At 54.2% G+C, this 21,703-nt stretch carries 19 protein-coding genes; 17 read left to right on the forward strand and 2 right to left on the reverse strand.

The annotated features are described in order from the left end of the window. Window positions 1-24: 24 nt before the first annotated feature. The 5 genes from MKX63_RS06050 (at window position 25) to MKX63_RS06070 (ending at window position 6,431) form a co-directional block, all read left to right on the forward strand. A complete protein-coding gene (locus tag MKX63_RS06050; RefSeq protein ID WP_341015925.1) occupies window positions 25-1,275 on the forward strand; it encodes a glycosyltransferase family 2 protein in 1,251 nt (416 codons plus the stop codon). A gap of 43 nt (window positions 1,276-1,318) precedes the next feature. Then, window positions 1,319-3,403, forward strand: coding sequence for a cellulose biosynthesis cyclic di-GMP-binding regulatory protein BcsB (locus MKX63_RS06055; protein WP_341015926.1), 2,085 nt, complete (start codon window positions 1,319-1,321; stop codon window positions 3,401-3,403). Beyond that, the gene (locus MKX63_RS06060; protein WP_076081509.1) at window positions 3,400-4,254 is read left to right on the forward strand and encodes a diguanylate cyclase domain-containing protein; all 855 of its coding nucleotides are present in this window, start codon (window positions 3,400-3,402) and stop codon (window positions 4,252-4,254) included. The genes MKX63_RS06055 and MKX63_RS06060 overlap by 4 nt, the downstream gene beginning before the upstream one ends. Before the next feature lie 204 nt (window positions 4,255-4,458). After that, window positions 4,459-4,707, forward strand: a complete 249-nt coding sequence (locus MKX63_RS06065; RefSeq protein WP_036722727.1) for a type B 50S ribosomal protein L31 — start codon at window positions 4,459-4,461, stop codon at window positions 4,705-4,707. A gap of 149 nt (window positions 4,708-4,856) precedes the next feature. After that, entirely contained in the window at window positions 4,857-6,431 is a 1,575-nt protein-coding gene (locus tag MKX63_RS06070; RefSeq protein ID WP_341015928.1) for a sensor domain-containing diguanylate cyclase, read from the forward strand. Here the strand turns inward: MKX63_RS06070 and MKX63_RS06075 are convergent. Further along, the gene (locus MKX63_RS06075; RefSeq protein WP_341015930.1) at window positions 6,421-7,614 is read right to left on the reverse strand and encodes a polysaccharide deacetylase family protein; all 1,194 of its coding nucleotides are present in this window, start codon (window positions 7,612-7,614) and stop codon (window positions 6,421-6,423) included. The genes MKX63_RS06070 and MKX63_RS06075 overlap by 11 nt on opposite strands. A 183-nt stretch (window positions 7,615-7,797) precedes the next feature. Here MKX63_RS06075 and MKX63_RS06080 point away from each other — a divergent pair, with 183 nt between their 5' ends. The 10 genes from MKX63_RS06080 to MKX63_RS06125 all read left to right on the forward strand — a co-directional run bounded on the left by MKX63_RS06080 (window position 7,798) and on the right by MKX63_RS06125 (window position 18,677). Beyond that, window positions 7,798-10,368, forward strand: a complete 2,571-nt coding sequence (locus MKX63_RS06080; RefSeq protein WP_341015931.1) for a DUF2339 domain-containing protein — start codon at window positions 7,798-7,800, stop codon at window positions 10,366-10,368. Then, window positions 10,340-11,644, forward strand: a complete 1,305-nt coding sequence (locus tag MKX63_RS06085; protein ID WP_341015933.1) for a DUF3999 family protein — start codon at window positions 10,340-10,342, stop codon at window positions 11,642-11,644. Before MKX63_RS06080 ends, MKX63_RS06085 begins: the two co-directional genes overlap by 29 nt. Window positions 11,645-11,681: 37 nt before the next feature. Further along, complete coding sequence (locus MKX63_RS06090) at window positions 11,682-12,788, forward strand: MBL fold metallo-hydrolase (protein ID WP_341015934.1); 1,107 nt, start codon at window positions 11,682-11,684, stop codon at window positions 12,786-12,788. A 69-nt stretch (window positions 12,789-12,857) separates the two neighbouring features. Beyond that, a complete protein-coding gene (locus MKX63_RS06095) occupies window positions 12,858-13,136 on the forward strand; it encodes a hypothetical protein (protein WP_341015936.1) in 279 nt (92 codons plus the stop codon). 279 nt (window positions 13,137-13,415) lie between these two features. Further along, a complete protein-coding gene (locus tag MKX63_RS06100; RefSeq protein WP_036722718.1) occupies window positions 13,416-13,616 on the forward strand; it encodes a cold-shock protein in 201 nt (66 codons plus the stop codon). Between the two features lie 130 nt (window positions 13,617-13,746). Further along, window positions 13,747-13,977: a cold-shock protein gene (locus tag MKX63_RS06105; RefSeq protein WP_341015937.1), complete on the forward strand. Its 231-nt coding sequence runs from the start codon at window positions 13,747-13,749 to the stop codon at window positions 13,975-13,977. A 128-nt stretch (window positions 13,978-14,105) separates the two neighbouring features. Further along, window positions 14,106-14,348, forward strand: coding sequence for a hypothetical protein (locus tag MKX63_RS06110; protein WP_341015938.1), 243 nt, complete (start codon window positions 14,106-14,108; stop codon window positions 14,346-14,348). Window positions 14,349-14,669: 321 nt separating this feature from the next. Beyond that, window positions 14,670-16,445, forward strand: a complete 1,776-nt coding sequence (locus MKX63_RS06115; RefSeq protein WP_341018535.1) for a cache domain-containing sensor histidine kinase — start codon at window positions 14,670-14,672, stop codon at window positions 16,443-16,445. Further along, window positions 16,429-17,229 carry a response regulator transcription factor gene (locus MKX63_RS06120; RefSeq protein ID WP_341015939.1) on the forward strand — a complete coding sequence of 267 codons (801 nt, stop codon included), beginning with the start codon at window positions 16,429-16,431 and terminating at the stop codon, window positions 17,227-17,229. The genes MKX63_RS06115 and MKX63_RS06120 overlap by 17 nt, the downstream gene beginning before the upstream one ends. Window positions 17,230-17,351: 122 nt before the next feature. Next, complete coding sequence (locus MKX63_RS06125) at window positions 17,352-18,677, forward strand: extracellular solute-binding protein (RefSeq protein WP_341015941.1); 1,326 nt, start codon at window positions 17,352-17,354, stop codon at window positions 18,675-18,677. 93 nt (window positions 18,678-18,770) lie between these two features. Here the strand turns inward: MKX63_RS06125 and MKX63_RS06130 are convergent, their stop codons facing one another. Next, window positions 18,771-20,150 (reverse strand): MATE family efflux transporter, encoded by a 1,380-nt coding sequence (locus tag MKX63_RS06130; RefSeq protein ID WP_341015942.1) that lies wholly within the window; start codon window positions 20,148-20,150, stop codon window positions 18,771-18,773. A 247-nt stretch (window positions 20,151-20,397) separates the two neighbouring features. Between MKX63_RS06130 and hxlA the strand changes: the two genes are divergently transcribed. Both hxlA and hxlB read left to right on the forward strand, forming a co-directional pair. After that, window positions 20,398-21,030, forward strand: a complete 633-nt coding sequence (gene hxlA / locus MKX63_RS06135) for a 3-hexulose-6-phosphate synthase (protein WP_341015943.1) — start codon at window positions 20,398-20,400, stop codon at window positions 21,028-21,030. A gap of 6 nt (window positions 21,031-21,036) precedes the next feature. Continuing rightward, window positions 21,037-21,594 (forward strand): 6-phospho-3-hexuloisomerase, encoded by a 558-nt coding sequence (gene hxlB / locus MKX63_RS06140; protein WP_341015944.1) that lies wholly within the window; start codon window positions 21,037-21,039, stop codon window positions 21,592-21,594. Window positions 21,595-21,703 lie beyond the last annotated feature (109 nt).

The following is a 21,703-nucleotide window of genomic DNA, read 5'->3' on the forward strand; positions in this document are numbered from 1 at the left end:
ATATAGCGAGTTTAGGAGAATACTATGACGATCTCAGACGTATTGATGGTGATCGCGGTCATCTGTATCTGGTCCCTGCTGCTGGTGAATGTGATGCTGATTATAGCGGGCTATCTGTACTACATTCAAACGGAAAACGAACCGGTGCCGGAGATTACCGGGGAGCATCCCATGGTGACGATTATGGTTCCTGCTCACAATGAGGGGGTTGTCATCAGTAAAACCGTGGAATCCCTGCTGGCACTAGATTACCCGCATGACCGCTATGAGATTATCGTCATCAACGATAATTCGTCAGACAACAGCGCCGAGCTGCTGGCCGCTATCCAGGAGCGGAATCCGCAGCGCAAGCTGATCATTATCAATACGGACGCCGTCACAGGCGGCAAAGGGAAATCCAATGCGCTGAACATCGGCTTCACCCGCAGCAGCGGGGAGCTGATCGCGATCTATGATGCCGACAATACGCCGGAGCGCACGGCGCTGAAATATCTGGTGGCAGAGATTATGAATGATGCCTCCCTGGGGGCGGTCATCGGCAAGTTCAGAACCCGCAACCGGGATGCCAGCCTGCTGACCCGGTTCATTAATATTGAGACGCTGTCCTTCCAGTGGATGGCGCAGGCGGGGCGCTGGAAGCTGTTCAAGCTCTGCACGATTCCGGGAACGAACTTCATTATGCGCCGGAGCATTGTCGAGAGCATCGGCGGCTGGGATGTGAAGGCGATTGCCGAGGATACGGAGATCAGCTTCCGCATCTATATGATGGGCTACCGGATCAAATTCCAGCCGAAGTCGGTCACCTGGGAGCAGGAGCCGCAGACGGTGAAGGTATGGTTCAAGCAGCGGACACGCTGGGCGAAGGGTAACATCTATGTCATTGTGAAGAACCTTCCGCTCCTCATCGACCGGAAGGCGGCGAAGATCCGCTTCGATATTCTGTATTATGTCTCCATCTACTTCCTGCTGCTGATCTCGCTGGTCACCTCGGATATTCTGCTTGTGCTGCATGCCATGGGGTATGTACATACGACTATCGCCGGACTCAGCAGCTTCCTGTGGCTGCTCGCCATTGTGCTCTTCGTGGTGGGGATCTTCGTTACCCTGACCACAGAGAAGGGCGAGATGAGCCTGTCGAACCTGTGGATCATTCTGCTGATGTACGTCTCGTATTGCCAGCTCTGGATGGTAGTGGCCGCTTACGGGCTGTACAACTATTTCAAAGACGTTATTTTCAAACGGGAAGCCAAGTGGTACAAAACCGAGCGTTACTAGTGCGCCGGAGGTCCAGAAATAAGATATACAGGAGATACGGAACATGATGAAAAAACAGATCCTAACAGTGCTGCTCTGCCTCTCCCTCTTCCTGGTTCAAATCCCTGCGGCGCAGGCGGCGGTGCTTCCCGGTGAAGCCGGAGCAACGTATGAGACGCTGTTCACCAGCGATGTCTCGCTGAGGGGCTCAAGCTCCCAGCAGCAGTTCTTCACAGTGATGGATTACTGGAATGTAGATAAGGTGATGATCAATCTGCAATTCCAGACCTCACAGATCAGTGAGGATAAGCTGTCGAGCGTAACACTGTTGCTGAACGGTATTCCGTTCTATTCCTTCCGGCCGTCCCTGGACAATAACGGGCAGCAGAGCCTGAGCGTGGAAGCGCCCAAAGGGTTCCTGACGAAGGGCAGCAATACGCTGCGGATACAGGGGAGCTTAAGAACCACGACGGGCGGCTATGAGCTGTGTAATATCGATGATATGCAGGACAGCTGGCTGCATCTGTTCAACACCTCGAACATTGCTGTGAATTATACGCCGAAGCCCATTACTGGAGGCATTCAGGATTTCAGTGCCAGATTCTCAGGAATGGATACGGTGAAAAATGAGCAAAGCCTGCTCGCCGTGCCGCAGAACGCCAGCGGGGCAGAGCTGGAGAGCGCTGCCTACGCCCTCTCGGGATTCGCCAAAGGCAACACATTGAACGACAGAACCATTCCGCTGCTGCCTTACCGCGAGGATACCGTCAAGGACAAGAGTGCAGTAGTGCTGGTAGCTACGTATGATCATCTGCCGGAACGAGTGAAGAAGCTGGTAAGTACGGCGGACGATCTCGGCACCCATGCGGTCATTCAGCTGGTCAATAAGGATTCCCTGCCTACGCTGGTCGTGACCTCCAAGGACGAGAGCCTGCTGATCAAGGCCGGACGGCTGATGGCAAGCCGGGAGCTGATGAGCCAGCTCCGCAAGGATCTGAAGGTTGTTACTAATGCTACCGATGTAGTCAACCCTGCGCCGGCCATCAGCTCGAACATTACGTTCACGGAGACGGGGGACAAGCTCACCGGGCCGAATCATCAGGAGCAGACGTATTTCGTCTCTCTCCCGTCCAACCGCTCCATTGCGGATGACGGCAGAATCAGCCTCGATTTCCGGTATGCGGCGAATCTGGACTTCAACCGTTCCCTGGTGACGGTGAGCATCAATAATACGCCCATCGGCAGCAAGAAGCTGACGAAGGAGCTGGCGAACGGCGATGTGCTGAATCTGAATGTGCCGCAGAGCCTGAATATCTCCGGCAACTTCACCGTGACGGTGGCCTTTGATCTGGAGCTTGCGAGCATGCTCTGTACACCGAACAAAGAGGAGATGCCGTGGGCCTATATCAGCAAGGAATCCCTGATGCGCCTGAACACGAAGGACCGCACTGACCTTTTGCTGAGCAATTACCCTTATCCGTTCCTGCGGGACGGCATCTTCAACCGTGTGGCGGTGGTGCTGCCGAAGGAGAAGGATGATTACACCTACCGGAGCCTCGGGAATGTCTTCAATATGCTCGGGCAGTTTGCCGGAGGAAATACCGGTGATGTCCACTTTTACAGCGATAACGCCGCAGCGGATAACCTGAAGGACAACAATATTATTGCGATCGGGAGCTATAAGAATAATAAGGTAATCCGTGACAACAACGGCAAGCTCTTCTTCAAGTATAACAAAGAGGGTCTGGCCTTCCTCTCCAATGAGAAAATGGCCCTGGATGAGCAGTACGGAGCCGGCATCGGCACGCTCCAGCTCCTGGAATCCCCTTACGAGAGCGGACGGGGCCTGCTTGCGGTGACTGCGGTCAGCTCCGAGAGCTACTTCGTAGTCTCCAAGCTGATCGGGAGCGAGAAGGACAGGTGGAGGGTGTACGGTGACGGCGTTGTAGCGGATAAGGACGGCACGGTAAATGCCTACCGCTTCAAGACAGTCTCCGGCGCTGCGCCGGACTCTCTGGTCTCGCGGGTGATGGAGCGCAGTGATGTGCTGGGCTTCGTGACCGCAGCGGTGATGATCGTGACGCTGGTGGTCGTGGCGCTGATTCTGATGCTGCGCAAACATAAGAAGAAACGTGGTGATCAAGCGTGAGACGTAACCGCAGCAGTCTAACCTCGGACTTAGGCTTCCTGGCCTTTCTGGTCCTGATCTTCGCCTGCATCGTATATATTGCGGGCTCACCGGATAACTACGTTCAGAACATTATTATTCTAAATGTATCGTTCATCCTGGCGCTGGTCACGTATTTCACCACGGTCACGGCGGGCCTGACGCTGAATCTGGCGTTTGTCTTCGGCTACGGCTTCTTCGTGGTCTATCAGACGGTCTCCCAAGGCGCATCGATCGGTGTAGAGACGTATTTCTGGCTGATTATGACTCCGTTGCTTACGGTGGTGCTGTGGGTCTTCACCTCAAGCACCCGTGAGCTGCAGGCGGAGAATGAACGGCTGCTGAAGCGCACGAATAATCTGGCTGCGGTGGACGAGAATACGGATCTGCGCAACAGCATTTCTTTTCAGAAGGATGCCAGCCTGTTCACTGGAATCTCAGTCCGTTATAAAATCCCGCTGACGCTGCTTGTGGTGAAGGTGAAGTACTGGAATGAGATCCGCCGCCTGATCCCGGAGGAGCAGCTGTCTGAGGCGATCTACGATGTCTCCCAGCTCAGCCAGTCGAGCATCCGTACCAATGACGCGCTGTATCTGCTGGACAAGGAGGATGCAACCTGGGGCCTCTTGCTCTTCACGGACCGGGAAGGGGCCAAGATTGTCATTGAGCGGATTAAACAGCGGCTGCAGGAATTAAATGACTCGGAGTTCTCCGGCAAGTACAAGGTTACCCTGGGGCTGAAGATCGGTGCAGTGGAATATGCGGCGGACACCATCGAGAATCCGCTGGATTTCATTGTCCAGGCCAAAAAGGAACTGGAATACGATGTATAGTCCCTGCTGATCGACGGCGGAATGGTGAAATCGCTCTAGGACAGGCTCTTGACTCAGCGGCTCATTTCACGTATGATAGTATGGCGTGTAAAAATCGGAAGATTTACGCATCTCCCTTTGTCTAACCGGATTTTTTAAATAGACCAAGAGATGGCTTTAATACTTCTTCATTAGTTGTATTAGTACGGAAAGGAGGTTACTACAATGAAACAAGGCATACACCCTAAGTTCAACCAGGTTATTTTCTTCGATGCTAGCGTAGGCTACAAATTCCTTAGCTCATCCACCAAATCATCCGGTGAAACTATGGAATGGGAAGACGGCAACTCTTACCCGGTGATCCGTGTAGACTCCAGCTCTGCATCCCACCCGTTCTACACAGGTAAACAAAGAGATACTGAAACTGGCGGCCGCGTTGACAAGTTCAAACAACGTCTCGCTCAGAAGAAATAATGGTATTCCTATAGAGGATATTCCCGCATCCATGCAGATGGTGAAGGAGTATCCTCTTTGTTTTGCTTACTTTTGTCAGAATGATTCATTTGTGCGAAAGAGTAGGATATAATAAGGCAAATCAATCTCAAAAATAGGAGAAATATGACATGCCGTGGATGCAGGGTTATCCGTTCTACTTGGTAATGGGCAGCGTTCTAAGTCTCTACATGGGCATCGGTTCTTACAAGCACCGCCATACACCAGGAAGATGCTATTTATGGATATTGATGCTGCTGGTCAGCATGATCTTCGCGGCTACGGCCGGAGAGATTCTATCCGGTTCCTTTGAAGCGAAGCTATGGTGGAAAAATGTGCAGCAAGGCCCGCTTTTTTTGAGTGCGATCTTTACCTATGCGGTGATTAAAGAGTATGTGTCCCGTTCCTCTGAGGGGTTGTCCAAGAGGCTTATTTACATGTGTATCCCCGTGGCGGCGGATGTGCTCCTGATCTTCACGGATTCCTATCATCATCTGATGCGCAGCGAAGTCGGATTGGCTACGGTGGCGGGTGTCACCGGAATCGCCCTGAAGCCCACGGTGTTAAGCATGATCTTCATCGCATATGATCAGTTATTCGCACTGTATGCAGTGTATCTGCTGGCGATCTCTCTCCTGAACGGAACCAAATATTATTTCCGCCATAATGCGCTGCTGTTAATCAGTCTGCTGGTTCCGGTCCTGGCGGTGTTCCTGCTTCCGCTGCTGCGGATTACGATTACAGGCTTCACGGCATTCACCTACCTGCCGCCCATCGTGGCCGCCTACCTCACCTTGTTCCGCGATCCCAGACTGTCCTTGTATCCGCTGGCTAAGAATAAGATCTTCGAGAATATGAAGGACGGCATCGTCCTGACGGACCGCTACGATTACATAATGGATGTGAATGAGGCGGCGGGCGCCATGCTCTCCGAGCTGCTGGAGGAGAAGCCGGAGAGCTGGATGGGCACAAGCATTCAGCCGCTGCTAAGGCAGCACGGGCAGCTCTCGGCCTGTTACGCGGAGCGGCGGGAAGGCCAGTTCGAGATTGAGCCTCCCGGCCGGAACGGCTCCTGCTATGGGCTTGCGCTCATCGCCACAGAACAGGCCCGGGCGAAGGGGGCGGGGATGCTGCTGGTATTCAGTGATCTTAGTGAGAAGAAGAGGTATGAGCGGGAGCTGCTGCATCAGGCCACGGTAGATGATCTCACCGGGCTGTACAACCGCAGGCACTTCATGAGGCTGGTGCAGAATTATTCCGCGGAGATCGGTGCAGGAATGGCCTTGCTGCTGTTCGACATCGATGATTTCAAATTAATCAATGATACATATGGGCATATGGCCGGTGACCAGGCGCTGGTGGATTTGTCGGGCAAGATTATGCAGGTATACCATAACAAAGGGATTGCCGGGCGCGTAGGCGGCGAAGAGTTCGCCGTCTGTTTCTTCGCCGGCAGCGAAGCTGCGGCCTTGCTGGAGGCGGAGAGCTTCCGCACCGCAATGGGCGAGCACATCGTTGAGCTGGATGGAGGGCATCACATCCAGCTCACGGTGAGCATCGGCATTGCTTTTACGGATCGCACAGATGTGACCTTCGAGGATCTGTACCGCGAGGCGGACGAGGCGCTCTACCTGTCCAAGGCCATGGGGAAGAACCGGGTAACCTTAGGCCGCGAGCCTATGGTACGTCAGGCGGCTAAGGGGTAGGCGTCAGCTTCAGGACCGCGCTGCTGCGGTCGTAATGAATCGCTACGCCCAGCTCGGAGCATAGCGCATCCAGCGGGATCATAACTTTCCCGTGCCGCAGCACCGGCGGAGTTCCGGTAAGGAGAACCTTCCTCCCGTTCACGGTCAGAATCATCGGCGGCTCGAATTGCTTCAGCTGCTGGATGGACAGCTCTGGGGTGAGTGTCCGGTTCCCTTCGTTGATTCGTGGAGCGTTCAGCGTGGTTCTGGAGCCGAGGCCCAGCCCGATATTGAATTTCAGATGGATGCCGAGGGAATCGCAGATTTCCAGCAGCTTTTCGTTATAGGAGCCGTAAGGGAAAGCGATAGCCGAATCCGTATTGCCCAATTCTTCTTTCAGCCTGCGCTCAGCATGAGCCAGGTCCCCGGTTACTCTTCTGTAGTATTCTTCATTCAGCTCATTCCGGTTCTCGTCATGAATGTACAGCAAGGAGCTCGCCGCCGGGCGGGTGCCGCCCTCTGCATCAACAACTGCATAATAATGCAAGTTATACGTATGATTATAAAAGTCCATTCCAGCGCGCTTCATCTCCCGCATCTGCTCCCAGGTCAGCTTGGGCACCTGGTGCTTACCGGGGTGATCGACATCGGAGACAATGACAAAGTTCACTGCGGTGTAGCCGTACTTTTGCAGAATGGGGAACGCCAGCTTATAAAAGCTCTCATAGCCGTCATCGAAGGTCAATAGAACCGCATTATCGGGAACCGGCGCGCGGTCCAGCATGAATTCCCGGTACTGCTTCATCGTAATGACCTGGAAGCCCTCCTGCTTCAGGAGCTGCATCTGCTCATCAAACTGTGCGGCGGGTAATACGCCTGGATAGAGCGTTAACGGCGTTTCCGCCAGATGGTGATACATGAGTACCGCCACATGATCCTTGTAGTACACACCCTTGGGAAGCGGAGCCTCCTTCTCCCAGCCGATACGCGCATTAAGAATCCGTTCAGCGAGGTCTTTATCCATCATCAGCTTATGGTCTGCGGTCAGTGCATAGGCATCTGTCTTGAATTCGACTCCGTCAAGGCCGGTAATGCTAAGCTTGGTCAGGGCTTTATGTCTAAAAGGCACAGGCAGGAAGACCACCACCAGCAGCAGCAGGATGAGGATATAACGTGTTTGCGGTTTGTGCAGGTTTAGCTTCAATGTCCGATTCTCCCCATCTCCCGAATATACAACAATAATAAACCTATAACGTCTGCCAAGACAAAAATGTGACAGGATCTTAACTAAGCGGTGTGATTTCTGTAAGGTCTGTGGTGGTAATTAGAAATATAGTAATATCAATAGATTAACAATTTGCCGATTAGCAGATACTGGGGGGAAGCTATGGAGGATTTCAGAGATCGGATGAGGGCTGTGCAGCAGCAGCAGGACGGGCTTTTGAAGGAATACCAGTCTTTAATTGAAGAATATGAGAGCAGTGATCTTGTCCGCGAGAACGAAGTATTAAGACGGGAAAATGGGGCGAACAGGCAGAGCCTGGCGGAGCTGAAGGCTCAGGCTGCGGGGCTTGAGCGCGACAACTCGGAGCTGCGGACTGCGCTGGCGGAGCAGATTCTGGATGAGAAGCTGGGTATTCTCCGGGTATCGCGGCAGAAGCTGCAGACTTATTTTGCCTCACGGGATCATGCGTATCTTGACCGGCTGACATCCTTCGAGCAGGACGCCAAGCGGCGTATAGAGGAGATGTACAATATCGGGGCCCGCGAGCTGGGCCAGGAGAAGACCCAGATCACTTATATATTGGATGAGGTGCAGGCGAAGCTGAATGAGAGTATTCTGCTGCGCAGACAATGGCAGCAGGAAGCAGAGCGTTCGCTCAGGGGGACAATGGACAGCGGACTGGATGATTTGGCTGCTGAAGGGGTTGACGAGGAGACCCTGCTGCGCCGCCGCAAGCAGAACCGGATCGAAATGAAGATCGGCCTGAACTGGATCAACCGCCTGGGGATTCTGCTGCTGATCCTGGCAGTGGGCGCCGGGTTCAGATACACCTACTCCACCTGGTTCAATGATTATATGAAGGGCAGCGCCTTCTTCCTGCTGGGCGCAGTCATGCTGGCGGGCGGGGAGTGGCTGTTCCGCAAGGGGCGGGGAGCCTTCGCTCTGGGGCTGATTGGCGGCGGGATATCGGTGCTGTACGGCTCGATATTTTACAGTTATTTTCTGCTGGAGATTATCGGGTTATGGGCCGGGATCGGCCTGTCGGTGCTGGTCACGCTGTCCGCTGTGCTGCTGTCGCTGCGCTATGAGTCACGGACGATCTGTTCCATGGGGCTTGTGGGGGGCTATCTGCCGCTCTTCTCTTATATGGGAGCCTTCGGGCTGGAGGGCAGTGCAGTGTATGCGGCGATAGGTTATCTGTTCGTGCTGAACCTGCTGATTCTGCTGATCTCTCTGCGCAAGCGCTGGGTGGTCGTCAATTACATCAGCTTCCTGTTCAATGCACCGTCTATCCTGGTGCTGATTTATCTGGCAGACAGCTACACTGTGGGCATTCTCTGCGTTGTGTTGACCTTCGCCATGTATCTGGGGATTACACTGTGGTATCCGTTCAGGTTCAAGACGAAGCTTAACTGGCTGGACTTCGGCCTGCTGGGCTGTAACACGCTCGTTAGCTGCATAACGCTGTATCTTCTGTTCCTGAATGCCGGGCTGGATGAATTCAAAGGCGCGCTGGCGCTGGCCTTCTGCCTCATGTATCTGGGGCTTGGCGTGCTGCTGGAGAAGCAGATGCCGCAGGAACGCGAGAGCCGTCTGCTCTTCTATGTCACCTCGCTGACCTTCGCGATCCTGATGATTCCGTTCCAGCTGGGAGCGGCGTGGTGGTCGATCGGCTGGCTGGTGGAAGGCGTGGCGCTTACGGTCTACGGACATCTGTACCGCTTCAAAATGGTAAAACGCGCAGGCTGGGGCATCCTTTCCCTCTGTCTGCTGACCTTCTTCGGATTCGACGTTCTGCTGCAGCTCTCGGATTATAATGCGGTCATCTACTACACGAACTCCTATTTCGATCTGAAATATACATTTATTACGGCGGGAATGGTGATTGTAGCCTTATTATATGCCATCCGTTATTCAATTCAGGAGACGCTGCTCCGCAGTACGCCTGCGGAGGTGCAGGCTACCGTCTGGTTCAAATATGCGGCTATCGTTAATTTCTACGGGTATGTGTTGTATGAAGCATTACGCCTGTATGACTGGATGGTGCCGGAGGATATGGCGCACAATGCTTTTTACAAGCTGCTGCTGGCGGGTCTCTTAACCTCTGGACTGGCTTATGCGCTGCCGAAGGTGAACGTTCTGTATGACAAGGTGGTCCGAATCATGGTTCTGGTGCTGCACGGGATTGCCTATGCGGTCTGTATCGGCATTACGCTGGGTCTGCCCAGTCTTCCGGAAGGGTGGTCCGGCAGCACTGCAGCCGATGTAGTGGCGCTGGGTGTGCTGATTCTATTCAACGTGTTCGTATGGTTCAGCAGTGCAAGGCTGCTGCGGACAACGCTGCTGCACGATTATAAGAATATAGAGCTGTATCCGGTAGCTATGGGCATCTATCTGCTGGTGATGGTTACGGCATTCCTGGGGGTTCAGATGCAGGTGCGTGACGGCGGGCTGGCCTTCAGTCTGCTCTATCTGCTGCTGGCCGTGCTGTTCATTATGTACGGCTTCTGGAAAAGATATCTGTATATCCGCCGTTTCGGACTCGCGCTGTCCCTCTTGGCAACCGGCAAGCTGCTGCTCTATGACTTGACTCTGCTGAATACCGGCAGCAAGATCATCGCTTATTTCAGCTTCGGACTCTGCCTGCTGGGGATATCCTACCTCTACCAGCGGATAACAGTCAGAATGGAGGAAGCTTATGCGCTTGCTGAACAAGACAGGCCGGAGAGCTAGGGCGGCTGTGCTGCTCGCTGTATTGAGTGGACTCGTGCTGGGTTCCGGCACCATCCCCGCGCACAGTGCGGCAGCGGCATCCGGCAGAGCGGAGAAGACGGACGGCGGGCAATGGAAGCTCTCGCGTGATATCTCCGTCCCGGAGGCGGCTCCGTACTATGAATTGTATCTGGATGAAGCGGTGTACCGCTCGGCCGCAGAGGACTTGCGTGATCTGCGCATACAGGACAACACTGGTGCTACGGTTCCTTATTATATAGAGAGCGGAGCAGAGACGGTAGAGGAGCATAGTGTCGTCTACTCCTCAGCCCTGATCCACAAGGCAGTGAGAGGAACGGATACCCTGCTGGATTATCAGATTAAGCCGCTTGCCGAGGATGTCGATATTCAGGGGAGCCGCCTGGTGTTCGAATTGCCCGCAGAATCCTTCTTGAAGCATGTGGAGGTGTGGGGCGGCTATGACGGGCAGGCCTGGGAGCAGCTCGGCACAGGAGATCTGTATGCCACGAACGGGTTAAGTGCAGACAGCATTACGCTGGAGCGCAGCTACAAATTCGGTTATTACCGGCTTGTAGTGAAGAACAACCCGGAAGGGCTGGAGTTCCCCGGCCTGACGCTGGTGGACAGCAGCAGGGAGTGGAGCACGGCTGCATTCATGCGGCAGAAGACGCCGCAGACAGAGATTAAGCAGGTGGAGAACCGTACCGAGATCATGATAAGCAACACGGACCGGCTGAAAATCGGGAAGGTGATGCTCGGCAGCACCGGGAATTTCCTGCGGCGCTATGAGCTGTATGACAGTGCGGGGATCAAGATACCGGTCACCGGAAGCGGGGAGCTGTACCGGCTGGACTTCAAGGATACCCGGATCTCCCGGACGGAGATTCAGCCAGAGGCCCCAGTCTCCTCTAATAGCCTGCGCGTGGTTATCTACAATCTGGATGATGCCCCTATCTCCATCACTGGTATTAAGATAGAGTATCTGGTAGACCGGCTTGTATTTGCGGGTGGGGAGAAGACGCCGTATTCCCTGCTCTATGGCAACACACTGGCAACTGCTCCGCAGTATGATATTATTAATTTCAAAGACCGGATCGGCGGGGAGAAGCTTGTACAGGCCGCGCTGGGTGCAGAGACCCGGGTACCGGTAACGGCAGCAGATCCGCCCGGCACAAGCTGGTGGCTTCAGGGCCGCTGGGGCTTCAATGCCATCATTATTGCAGTCTCGCTGCTGCTTATTCTCATCGTTGCCCGCAAGCTGGGCCAGGCGAAATAGGAGATTTGCACGAACCCGCAGAAAGAAGGATTACCGCATGACCCTGATTATTATTGCTTCCATCCTGCTTGCAGTGGTTGCCGCTGCGTATCTTATCATGACCGTCTATCCGGCGTTCGGGCGGAGGGCCGGGACGCAGGAGAAGGCCCGTAACCTCCGTTCCGCCCAATACAGCAAGGGCAAATTTGCTTATCCGCAGACTGCAGACCTGAGCGGCGAGAAGGCCGGAAGCAGCGGACTCTCCATTCTGAGGGATTTTATTAAGGGCAATCCCCACTCCAGACCGGCTGAGCCTCTGCAGCCGCAGCCGCTGTTACCGTCCTCTATTGGACAGGGCCGCGACACCCGGGTAACCTGGTTCGGGCATTCAGCGGTACTGCTGGAGATGGACGGTCTGACCCTGTTCCTTGACCCTATGCTGGGCCATGCACCGTCACCGTTTCCGTTCCTCGGCGGCCGCCGCTACAGCAAGCAGCTTCCGCTGGAGGCGGCTCTTCTGCCGCGGCTGGATATGGTTCTGCTCTCCCATGATCATTATGATCATCTGGACTATGGAACCATCCGCCAGCTGAAGGATAAGGTAGGCCTGTTCATTGTACCGCTGGGTGTCGGCGCCCATCTGCGCCGCTGGGGGGTGGCCGCCGACAAGATTCGCGAGCAGGACTGGGGCGATACGCTTACCTATGAAGGGGTAAGCTTCACTTGTGCTCCAGCGCGGCATTTCTCAGGGCGGAGTCTGCTGGACCGCAACACCACGCTGTGGTGCTCCTGGATTATTCAAGGGGAGAAGACTAAGGTCTTCTTCAGCGGAGACAGCGGGTATGGCCCGCATTTTGCCGAGATCGGGCGCACTTATGGCCCCTTCGATCTCACGCTGATGGAATGCGGCCAATACGATCCGCGCTGGGCGGATATCCATATGCTGCCGGAACAGACTGTCGAGGCGCACATTGATGTGCAGGGAGGTCTGCTGATTCCCATCCATTGGGGCGCATTTACCCTGTCGATGCATGACTGGACCGACCCGGCAGAACGGGTCTCGGCTGCTGCGGCGCTGAGAGGGGTACGGCTGGCCACGCCGAGAATCGGGGAGACTGTAACCGCAGGGGCTGCCGGATATCCGGTTATTCCCTGGTGGAGATGAGGCTGCGCGCCCGAAGGGGACTTGTGGTACAATCAGGATTCATAGAATCCAAGGAGCTGACGAACGAAGATGAGTAATGAAGTGAACGAGCAGGAACTGGTGGAGGTATTGTCTGCCCAGACGAAGGTGGCCCCGGCTGTTATCCGGCTGGTGCTGAAGCATGAGCAGACGTTCATCAATAAGGCCAAGGCCAATGCCAAAGGCGAAATTGATATCGATAATGATGATCTGGTCGACTACGTGACTGCGCAGCGCGATGTGAAGCTGGACGAGCTTACGGTGGAGACCATTCTGGATGCGGAAATGGATTACCTGATGGACAAGGGACTGGCCGGATATATCGACTGAATCCTGTAGCCGGAGGCGCATGGCTGATGCCAAGAACCCGTGCGTCCGGCAAGGCTTCTCTAAAATTTAAAATTTATTTTGGGTATTTGGCAATAATGCTTTGCATTTGGGGGATTGATGTGCTACAATAAAGTCAATCATAAATTTAACCCTTAATTCACATATTGTAAAAGGTTATCATTTGTGTATGAATCCTTTTCCAATGTGTGAATTTTTATTTGTTCGTACAATACGTAGGAATAAAAGGACATGTGTTAAATAAACTTTGGAGGTAATATCATGCAAACAGGTACAGTAAAATGGTTCAACGCAGACAAAGGTTTCGGTTTTATCGAGGTTGAAGGCGGAAGCGACGTATTCGTACACTTCTCCGCAATCACTGGCGAAGGCTTCAAGTCTTTGGACGAAGGCCAACGCGTTGAGTTCAACGTAACTCAAGGCGCTCGTGGACCACAGGCTGAAAACGTTGTAAAACTGTAATATCACAAATAAGCTGCCCTTAACATCAGTTGAGGGTAGTTTTTTTTGTGGCCAGGTAGTAGAGGAGTAGCTTCCGTTCTGCCATGACCGTCCGTAGGACGCACTAACCAAGCTATTAGGAGGGGTACTTATGTATTTTCGTAAAAAAGCGGTAGTAGATCTTCCACAGGAAGAGACGGCCATCTGGTCCTGCACCAAGGAAGAATGCACCGGATGGATACGCGACAATTTTGCCTTCCAACATGTGCCGACCTGCTGGCAATGCAATTCGCCTATGACCCGGAGCATGAAGATGCTGCCTGCGCTCGTCAATAAGAATTTGGATGCGAAGGCTGTTAAGAAGAGTGTGACTATCCGCTAAGGCTGCCGCTCTCTGGCCGGTTCATACAGAATTAGAGGATAGCCAGCTTATACAGCTGTCTTTTTCTTGCCCGCAATGGGCTATTTTTTTTGTTTGACAATAATGGCAAATACAGGGATGATGGAGCTATGAGAAAATATTTTCTGCTTCTGACGCTCCTTGCGGTTGCCTTGAATGCAGCGGGGATTTTTTATCATAAGCCTATGCTGAACATCATTGCGATTGGTCTGATTCTGATCTTGATTCCGCTGGATATATATCTGGAGCCGACCCGCCGCAAAGTCATGAGTTACTGCATCGGCGCGGTATTGCTGGCTCTGCTGTGGGCTGCCCTGCATTTCGAATGGATTACTCCGTTGATGTTCATCTAAGTAGTCTTTTGTGTAAGCCCTTAGGGCAGCTCCTTGAAGCGGGAGAACTGTGCTAAGGTTTTTTTTGTTGAAATATAATTTATAGGTTTCTCACTGCTTACAAAGGATGGCGAGGTGGTGGCACGCAGGCGCATGGGCCAAATGTATGTTAAAAACAGCATACATTGTGGCGGCACGCAGACCTATGGGCCGAATGTATGCGTGTGGCGGCGACATAGTGAGCCCGTTCATATGTTAGGATGGGCAATGATTTAGCTTGACAAAACTTCCGGGGTTTGGAGAATAGAGTTGGAAACGCTGCCAACGAAAGAGGGAATTCTGATGCTTCAGAGGTTCAGAGAGCTCAACACACTGCGCAATCAGATATTCATCGGTTTTTTGCTGGTGATGCTCATTATTATTCTGGTGTCCGGGATATTTGTGTATGACCGTGTCTCTATTCTGCTCAAAAATAATGCCGAGCGGCATATCCAGCAGACGGCGGTTCAGGCCAACGGAAGGCTGGACGCGCTGACCGGTCAGATTGACGGTCTGATGGAGCAGGTGGCCAATCATCCTACCGTCCAGCAGCTGCTGCTGGAGGAGCTGGACGGCAATGAGGTGTCCTTCAATCAGCGCCAGTCGCTGCTGCAGATTGTCTCCAGCTATCAGGCGTACATGCCGAGCGTGGGCTCGCTGGAGCTATATACCGCTGATTACAGGCTTCTGTTCCCGATTAAGGAAGGCAGCCTGGAGAGCAGAATTAACGAGCAGCATATCAGTGAGGCTAACGCCCAGAAGGGGCGGCTGGTCTGGATCGGCGTTGATCCGCATGATGAACAGAGCCTGCTGGCGATCCGCCAGGTCAGCCTGATGGACCGCTGGTTCTCGCGGGGAGGCTACCTGATGGCCCGCATCCAGCGCAGCTACTTCCAGCTTGATGATCCGTTCTCCGGCAGCGACAGCGGGGAGTCAGTGCTGCTCGTGAATGATGAAGGCCAGCTCCTCGGGAGCAGCGGAACACCGCAGGAGGATCTGCTGCCGCTGCTGGAGAGCGGGGATCAGACGGTCAGCTTCCGGGGCAAGGAGTATGTGCAGGTCAAGCTGCGCTCGGATAAGACCTCCTGGACGCTGCTGGTACTGACGCCTGTCAGCTATGTGACCAAGGGGCTGTCTGTGCTGCGGACGGTGCTGCTGGTGTCCGGCGGAATCGGAACCCTGCTGTTTCTGATTATATCCTTCCTGCTGTCGACAATGATTACCCGGCCGATCATTCACCTGATCCGGGCGATGCGCAAATCCCGCATGGGGGTGCTGACCCCCAATTCGCAGAAGGTATCTACCATGGAGCTGCGGGAGCTGAATAATACTTATAACGGTATGGTCGCTAATATTAATGATTTGATCAGGGTGGTCTATGAAAAGGAGGTCCTGCAGAGCCGGACTGAGCTAAAAGCCTTGCAGGCGCAGATCAATCCCCATTTCCTGTTCAATACGCTGGAGGCCTTCAACTGGTCGCTGGAGGAGAAGGGGGAGGAGGAGCTGGCCGGACTCGTGGTCATGATGTCCAGGCTGTTCCGCTACATTATCGGCAGCCCCCATAACAAGGATGAATGGGTAACGCTGAGCGAAGAGGTCGAGCAGATCAGGCGGTATTTGCGGATTATGGAGATGCGGATGGGGGAACGCTTGTCCTGGGACATCAGGCTTGATCCGCATGAGGCTGCTGTACCGGTGCCCAAGCTGCTGATTCAGCCGATTGTCGAGAACGCGATTCTCCATGGAGTGGAGAGCCGCGTGGGCAAGGGCGTGATTGGAGTCGTAATCACCCCCTCCTCCCGCAAGGGGTGGACCTCAGTGGAGGTGTCGGACAACGGGCCGGGTATGGATGAGGCTACGCTGCTGGCGCTCCGCGCTGCGCTGGATGGCGGGCCGCCGGTCTCTGCCAAGGGCAGCGGAGTGGGGCTGGTGAATGTGCAGCGGCGGCTGAAGCTGTACTACGCGGAAGCGGGCATGCAGACGGAAGGCCTGATCGTGGAGAGCCGGCGGTCGGAGGGGACCGTAATAAGGTTTGAGATTCCAAGCAATGGAGGAGATACCGATGAGTCTGGGCAATAAGACGATTCTAATCGTAGATGATGAACCAAGAACGCGTCAGGGGATTAAGCAGACGCTGGAGGTATGGGCGGCAGGCCGGTATATCGTGGAGACCTGTGACAACGGGGTGGAAGCGCGCGAGCGGCTGCGGCAGGAGCGGGTTCATCTGCTGATTACAGATGTGCGCATGCCGGAGGTGAGCGGGCTGGATCTGATCCATTCGCTGCAGGAATCTCCCCGGAAGCCGGTGATCATTGTCATCTCCGGCTATGCGGAGTTCGATTATGTTCAGCAGGCAATGCGGCTGGGGGCGGTCAATTATCTGCTGAAGCCGCTGGACAAGTCCGAGCTGCTGACAGTGGTTGAGGATGCGCTGAAGCGGGAGGAGGAGCAGCAGCGCCATGTGAAGCTGGAGAAGCTGGTGGATCACAAGCTGCTGGAGATTGACCCGGAGCAGGCCGGGATGGGGCAGCCGGTTAAGGAGGCAATTGCCTATGTGGAGCAGCATCTGCATGAACAGCTGACGATGGCTGAGGTAGCGGGGCTGATTCACCTGAATGCCAGCTATTTCAGCGTGCTGTTCAAGGAGCAGGCCGGGGTGTCCTTCACTGAATATCTGTCCCGTCTGCGGATTCAGCGGGCGAAGGAGTTATTACTCCAGACTGCGCTGCCGGTCGGGGAGATCGGAGAGCGTGTAGGGTACCGGACGGATAAATATTTCATTAAGGTATTCAAGTCCCTGGAGGCCATAAGCCCTAGCCGTTACCGTCAGCAGATGAAGGGCGGAGCTCAGGAAATCCAATAAATGTGGTATTTTAGCCAATAAGTGTGCCCTTATCTGCCTCGGAGTACGATGCTAGAATTTTAATGATAGCGATTACATGGGTAAGTTCGGCCTTTTGCAATGTGAGATGGGGAGGCAATGCAATGCGAAGGAATCACATGACCAAGGGGCTGCTCCTGGCCTGTATCTGGGTGCTTGTTCTGACGGGTTGCGGCTCTGCGGGAGACAATAATAGTACGCTGGCAGCTAATGGCGCCTCTTCCCCCAACATAACCATTCATATGATGCACATCTGGCCCGCCGGACTCTCTGCGCAGCAGTATAAGCTGGTCAGCCAGATTATCGCAGAATACGAGAAGGAGCATCCGGGTATCTTCATCAGGCAGGATGTGCTGGAGAATGAGCAGTATAAAAGCAAGCTCAAGGTGCTCTCCGCCTCCAATGACCTTCCCGATGTGGGCATAACCTGGGCCGCCGGCTTCATGGAGCCTTATGTAAAAGGCGGATTATTCGCTCCGCTGGATGACATCCTGAACGGCGGGCAGCTTAAGGATAAGTTCGTGAAGAGTACTACAGAGTCTTATGTTGTCGATAACAAGACCTATGCGCTGCCTCTGGAGATGAACATCTCACCGATCTTTTATAATAAAGAAATCTTCGCCCAATATAATCTTCAGGTGCCTTCAACGTATGAGGAGTTCAAGGCAGTTGTGAGAGTGCTCTCCGGTCATGGTGTGCCTCCCGTGGCGCTGGGCAATAAGGACCGGTGGACAGGCTCGCTGTGGTATATGTATCTGGCAGACCGCATGGCCGGAAGTGAGACGCTGAAGCGGGCGACGAACGGGACGGGTTATTTCGATGATCCCGGACTGGTGCAGGCTGCGGCGGAAGTACAGAACCTCGTTGATATGAACGCCTTCAACAACGGCTTCAACGGCTTGTCATATGATGAGGGCAAATCGGAATTCATGGAGGAAAAGGCGGCCATGTACCTGACCGGTACCTGGGAGCTGCCCAACTTCACGACCAACCCGGAGATTCCGCAGGCCTTCAAGGACAAGGTTGGCTTCTTCAAATTCCCTGCGGTGGAAGGCGGGAAGGGGAATTCCGGCGACTGGGTAGGCGGTCCGGGTGTCGGACTGTTCGTAGCGGAATCGTCCAGAGTGAAGGAGGAGGCTAAGGCTTTTGTCGAATACTTCGTCTTCAAATGGGGCGAGGCTTCAGTGACGAGTGCGGGGGTGATACCGGCGACCAAGGTTGATACCACGAATGAGAAGCTGCCGCAGCTATACGTGGATCTGTTGAATGAACTGAACAATGCCAGCAGTATTACCTTGTTCGCGGATGTGCAGATGAAGCCGAATGCTGCCCAGGTCCATCTGGATATGATTCAGGCGCTGTTCGGCAAAGCGGTCACGCCCGAGCAGTTCGCAGCCAGGCATAAAATTGCAGTAGCCAAAGGGAACTGAGCAGGGGACAAGCTTGCGACAAAGGGATGCTAATCAGCCGTATTTCCGGTGGCTGATTAACATCCCTTATTTGTGCGGGGAGCGGCCGCAGAATTAGTGCGCCGGGGCTGCCGGAACGGCTTCCTGCGGTTCATGCTGGATCAGGCCGTGCTTCTCCCAGGCTCTGCTTTTCCAGCGAAAATACATAATGACGGCCCGCACCCATTCGTCGAACGCGGTGGCCAGCCATACCCCGGCCAGACCCAGATCAAGCGTGAAGACCAGGAAGTAGCCCAGCGGCAGACTCATGCACACCATAGAAATCATGCCCATGTAGACCGGGAACTTGGCATCGCCCGACGCGCGCAGCGAGTTGATAATGACCAGATTGCAGGTCCGCCCGGTCTCCAGGAAGAAGCTGAGCAGGATCACCTGGGCGCCCATGGTGATAATCAGCTCATTATCCGTGAATAGGCCCAGCAGCGGCTTGCGGAATAGAATGACGATCAGATCCATGATCACTGTGACCAGCAGCGCCCACTTCACACTGGTGAATACCCGTGAGTAAGCCTCCTGCGTCCGCCTTGCACCTACAAGATGGCCCACAATAATTGAGGTCCCCATTGCCACCGCTACGCTGAACAGGAAGATATAGTTCGAGATATTAACCGCATACTGGCGGGTAGCCATGGCCTCGGCCCCCAAATAGGTGATGTACAGGGTGAAGACGAGCTGGCAGCATTGGTACATTACCGATTCGAAGGCGGATGGAATACCGATTTTGAGAATCTGCAGCACATATTTCTTGGAGAGGTGAACGTAATAGCTCCATTTCACACGTACCTCCATAATCCGGTAGAGCAGCAGGAAGAAGATCAGGAGAGCGATGGAGCGGCTGATTACGGTGGATACGGCAGCACCCTCTACGCCAAGCGCAGGCAGACCGAAATGGCCGAAGATCAGCAGATAGTTACCGCCGACATGGATAACGTTCATCAGCAGCGATACTGCCATCGTCTGCTTGGTGAAGCCGTGGGTGCGGATAGTTGCAGCCAGCGCGTTGATGAGGGCCTGCAGGAAGATCGCGCCTCCGACAATGTTGATATACGAGCGGGCGTAGGCGAGAATGTCGCCCTTCACGTTCAGTGCTTGCAGCAGATGACCTCCGAATAGCAGCATGACTGTACTAAGTACGATTCCTACCGCAAGGTTCAGGGTAACCGCATTGCCGATCACTTTGGCGGCCTCCTTGGGCTGCTTGGAGCCGAGGTATTGCGACACGACGATCGCCGCGCCATTCCCGATGACACTAAGCGCCAGAATAGCTATGGCAATAATCTGATTGGCCGCTCCAACACCGGAGACTGCATCATCGGACACCGAGCTGATCATGAAGGTATCCATACTGCCCATTAGCATGAACAGGAACAGCTCCAGGAAGATCGGCCAGGTCAGCTTCATTAGGTTGAATGTTTTGGGCTTACTTGTTTCCATCGTACACCTTCTTATTAGGATTCCATACGGCTGTGAATCTTCGGATCAAATGTATGGTAGCACAGCTGTTGTGAAAATGCAGTAGGATTTTCGGGCATGTTGCCTGGAAATGCCCCGGCTTTGTCCAATAGTATCCTCCAGGTGACTACCTCACAAAAAAGTGCCTACTTCCCTTATCGGCAGTATATCCCTAAACTGAGAAACAACACTTCACAAAATCATTAACGAAAAAGGAGAACTTACACATATGAAATTACAGTTAGCACTCGATCTGGTGGATATTGCTGGAGCCAAGGCGGTTGTTGCAGAGGTTGCCGAATCTATAGATATCGTTGAGATTGGAACACCTGTCGTTATCAATGAGGGGCTGCATGCGGTAAAAGCGATCAAGGAGGCTTTTCCGGCGCTTACGGTGCTGGCCGATCTCAAAATCATGGATGCTGGCGGATACGAGGTTATGAAGGCAGTAGAAGCGGGCGCGGGCATCGTGACTGTACTGGGTGTATCCGATGATTCAACGATCCGCGGTGCGGTGGAGGAAGCGAAGAAGACGGGCGCTGAGATCCTGGTCGATCTGATTAACGTGAAGGATCTCAAGGCCAGAGCCGCTGAAGTGGATGCGCTGGGTGTGGATTATGTCTGCGTGCATTCCGGCTATGACCATCAGGCCGAAGGCAAGAATTCCTTCGCGGATCTGAAAGATATTAAGAGCGTGGTGACCCGCGCCAAAACTGCAATTGCCGGCGGCATCAAGCTGAGTACGCTGCCTGAAGTGATTGCTGCGCAGCCTGATCTGGTAATCGTGGGCGGCGGTATTACCGGCGAAGCCGACATGAAGGCAGCTGCAGCGGAAATGAAGCGCCTTGTAAGCCAGGCTTAAGCAGCCATGGACACGCAGCATTACGCACGTGAAATTGTGAAGGAGCTGGAAGGCGCCCTCTCCGGGCTGGATGCCGGAGAGGGCGAGGTGCTGGTGGAGCTGCTGCTGCGTGCGGGCCAGATCTTCGTGGCCGGTGCCGGACGTTCCGGCCTGATGGGCCGGGCCTTTGCCATGCGGCTGATGCAGGCCGGGCGGACAGCCTATGTGGTCGGAGAGACGGTAACGCCGGGCATAGGCCCCGGCGATGTGCTTGTACTGGGTTCCGGCTCAGGCGAGACGAAGGGGCTTGTCTCCATGGCTGAGAAAGCCAAGGCAATCGGAGCAGCTGTTGTCCTGGTAACCATTCAGCCGGACTCGGCGCTCGGACGTCTCGCAGATCATGCAGTCAAGCTGCCTGGCGCTCCCAAGGAACGGCCGGATGGCGGCTATACAACGCTGCAGCCGATGGCCTCCTTATTTGAACAGACGCTGCTTGTATTCTATGATGCAGTCATCCTGCGGATTATGGAGCAGACGGGGCAGACCTCCGGCCGGATGTTCGGCAAGCATGCCAATTTGGAATAGTATACGATTTGGAATAGAATAGAGCTTGGAATACAATAAAGCTATCACACGGATGCTTTCCTTGACGGGAGGGCATCCTTTGCTGCCTATGTGCAGTGGCTGATGGATT

The organism is Paenibacillus sp. FSL R7-0179, assembly GCF_038002265.1.
In the GTDB taxonomy this organism is placed as follows: domain Bacteria; phylum Bacillota; class Bacilli; order Paenibacillales; family Paenibacillaceae; genus Paenibacillus_AQ.

Excerpts from the sequence above, each read along its gene's own strand:
- MKX63_RS06050 (WP_341015925.1), top strand. The coding sequence starts at position 25 with ATGACGATCTCAGACGTATTGATGGTGATCGCGGTCATCTGTATCTGG.
- MKX63_RS06125 (WP_341015941.1), top strand. The coding sequence starts at position 17,352 with ATGCGAAGGAATCACATGACCAAGGGGCTGCTCCTGGCCTGTATCTGG.
- MKX63_RS06095 (WP_341015936.1), top strand. The coding sequence starts at position 12,858 with ATGAGTAATGAAGTGAACGAGCAGGAACTGGTGGAGGTATTGTCTGCC.
- MKX63_RS06130 (WP_341015942.1), bottom strand. The coding sequence starts at position 20,150 with ATGGAAACAAGTAAGCCCAAAACATTCAACCTAATGAAGCTGACCTGG.
- MKX63_RS06120 (WP_341015939.1), top strand. The coding sequence starts at position 16,429 with ATGAGTCTGGGCAATAAGACGATTCTAATCGTAGATGATGAACCAAGA.
- MKX63_RS06080 (WP_341015931.1), top strand. The coding sequence starts at position 7,798 with ATGGAGGATTTCAGAGATCGGATGAGGGCTGTGCAGCAGCAGCAGGAC.
- MKX63_RS06105 (WP_341015937.1), top strand. The coding sequence starts at position 13,747 with ATGTATTTTCGTAAAAAAGCGGTAGTAGATCTTCCACAGGAAGAGACG.
- hxlB (WP_341015944.1), top strand. The coding sequence starts at position 21,037 with ATGGACACGCAGCATTACGCACGTGAAATTGTGAAGGAGCTGGAAGGC.
- MKX63_RS06070 (WP_341015928.1), top strand. The coding sequence starts at position 4,857 with ATGCCGTGGATGCAGGGTTATCCGTTCTACTTGGTAATGGGCAGCGTT.
- hxlA (WP_341015943.1), top strand. The coding sequence starts at position 20,398 with ATGAAATTACAGTTAGCACTCGATCTGGTGGATATTGCTGGAGCCAAG.
- MKX63_RS06090 (WP_341015934.1), top strand. The coding sequence starts at position 11,682 with ATGACCCTGATTATTATTGCTTCCATCCTGCTTGCAGTGGTTGCCGCT.
- MKX63_RS06100 (WP_036722718.1), top strand. The coding sequence starts at position 13,416 with ATGCAAACAGGTACAGTAAAATGGTTCAACGCAGACAAAGGTTTCGGT.
- MKX63_RS06055 (WP_341015926.1), top strand. The coding sequence starts at position 1,319 with ATGATGAAAAAACAGATCCTAACAGTGCTGCTCTGCCTCTCCCTCTTC.
- MKX63_RS06065 (WP_036722727.1), top strand. The coding sequence starts at position 4,459 with ATGAAACAAGGCATACACCCTAAGTTCAACCAGGTTATTTTCTTCGAT.
- MKX63_RS06115 (WP_341018535.1), top strand. The coding sequence starts at position 14,670 with ATGCTTCAGAGGTTCAGAGAGCTCAACACACTGCGCAATCAGATATTC.
- MKX63_RS06110 (WP_341015938.1), top strand. The coding sequence starts at position 14,106 with ATGAGAAAATATTTTCTGCTTCTGACGCTCCTTGCGGTTGCCTTGAAT.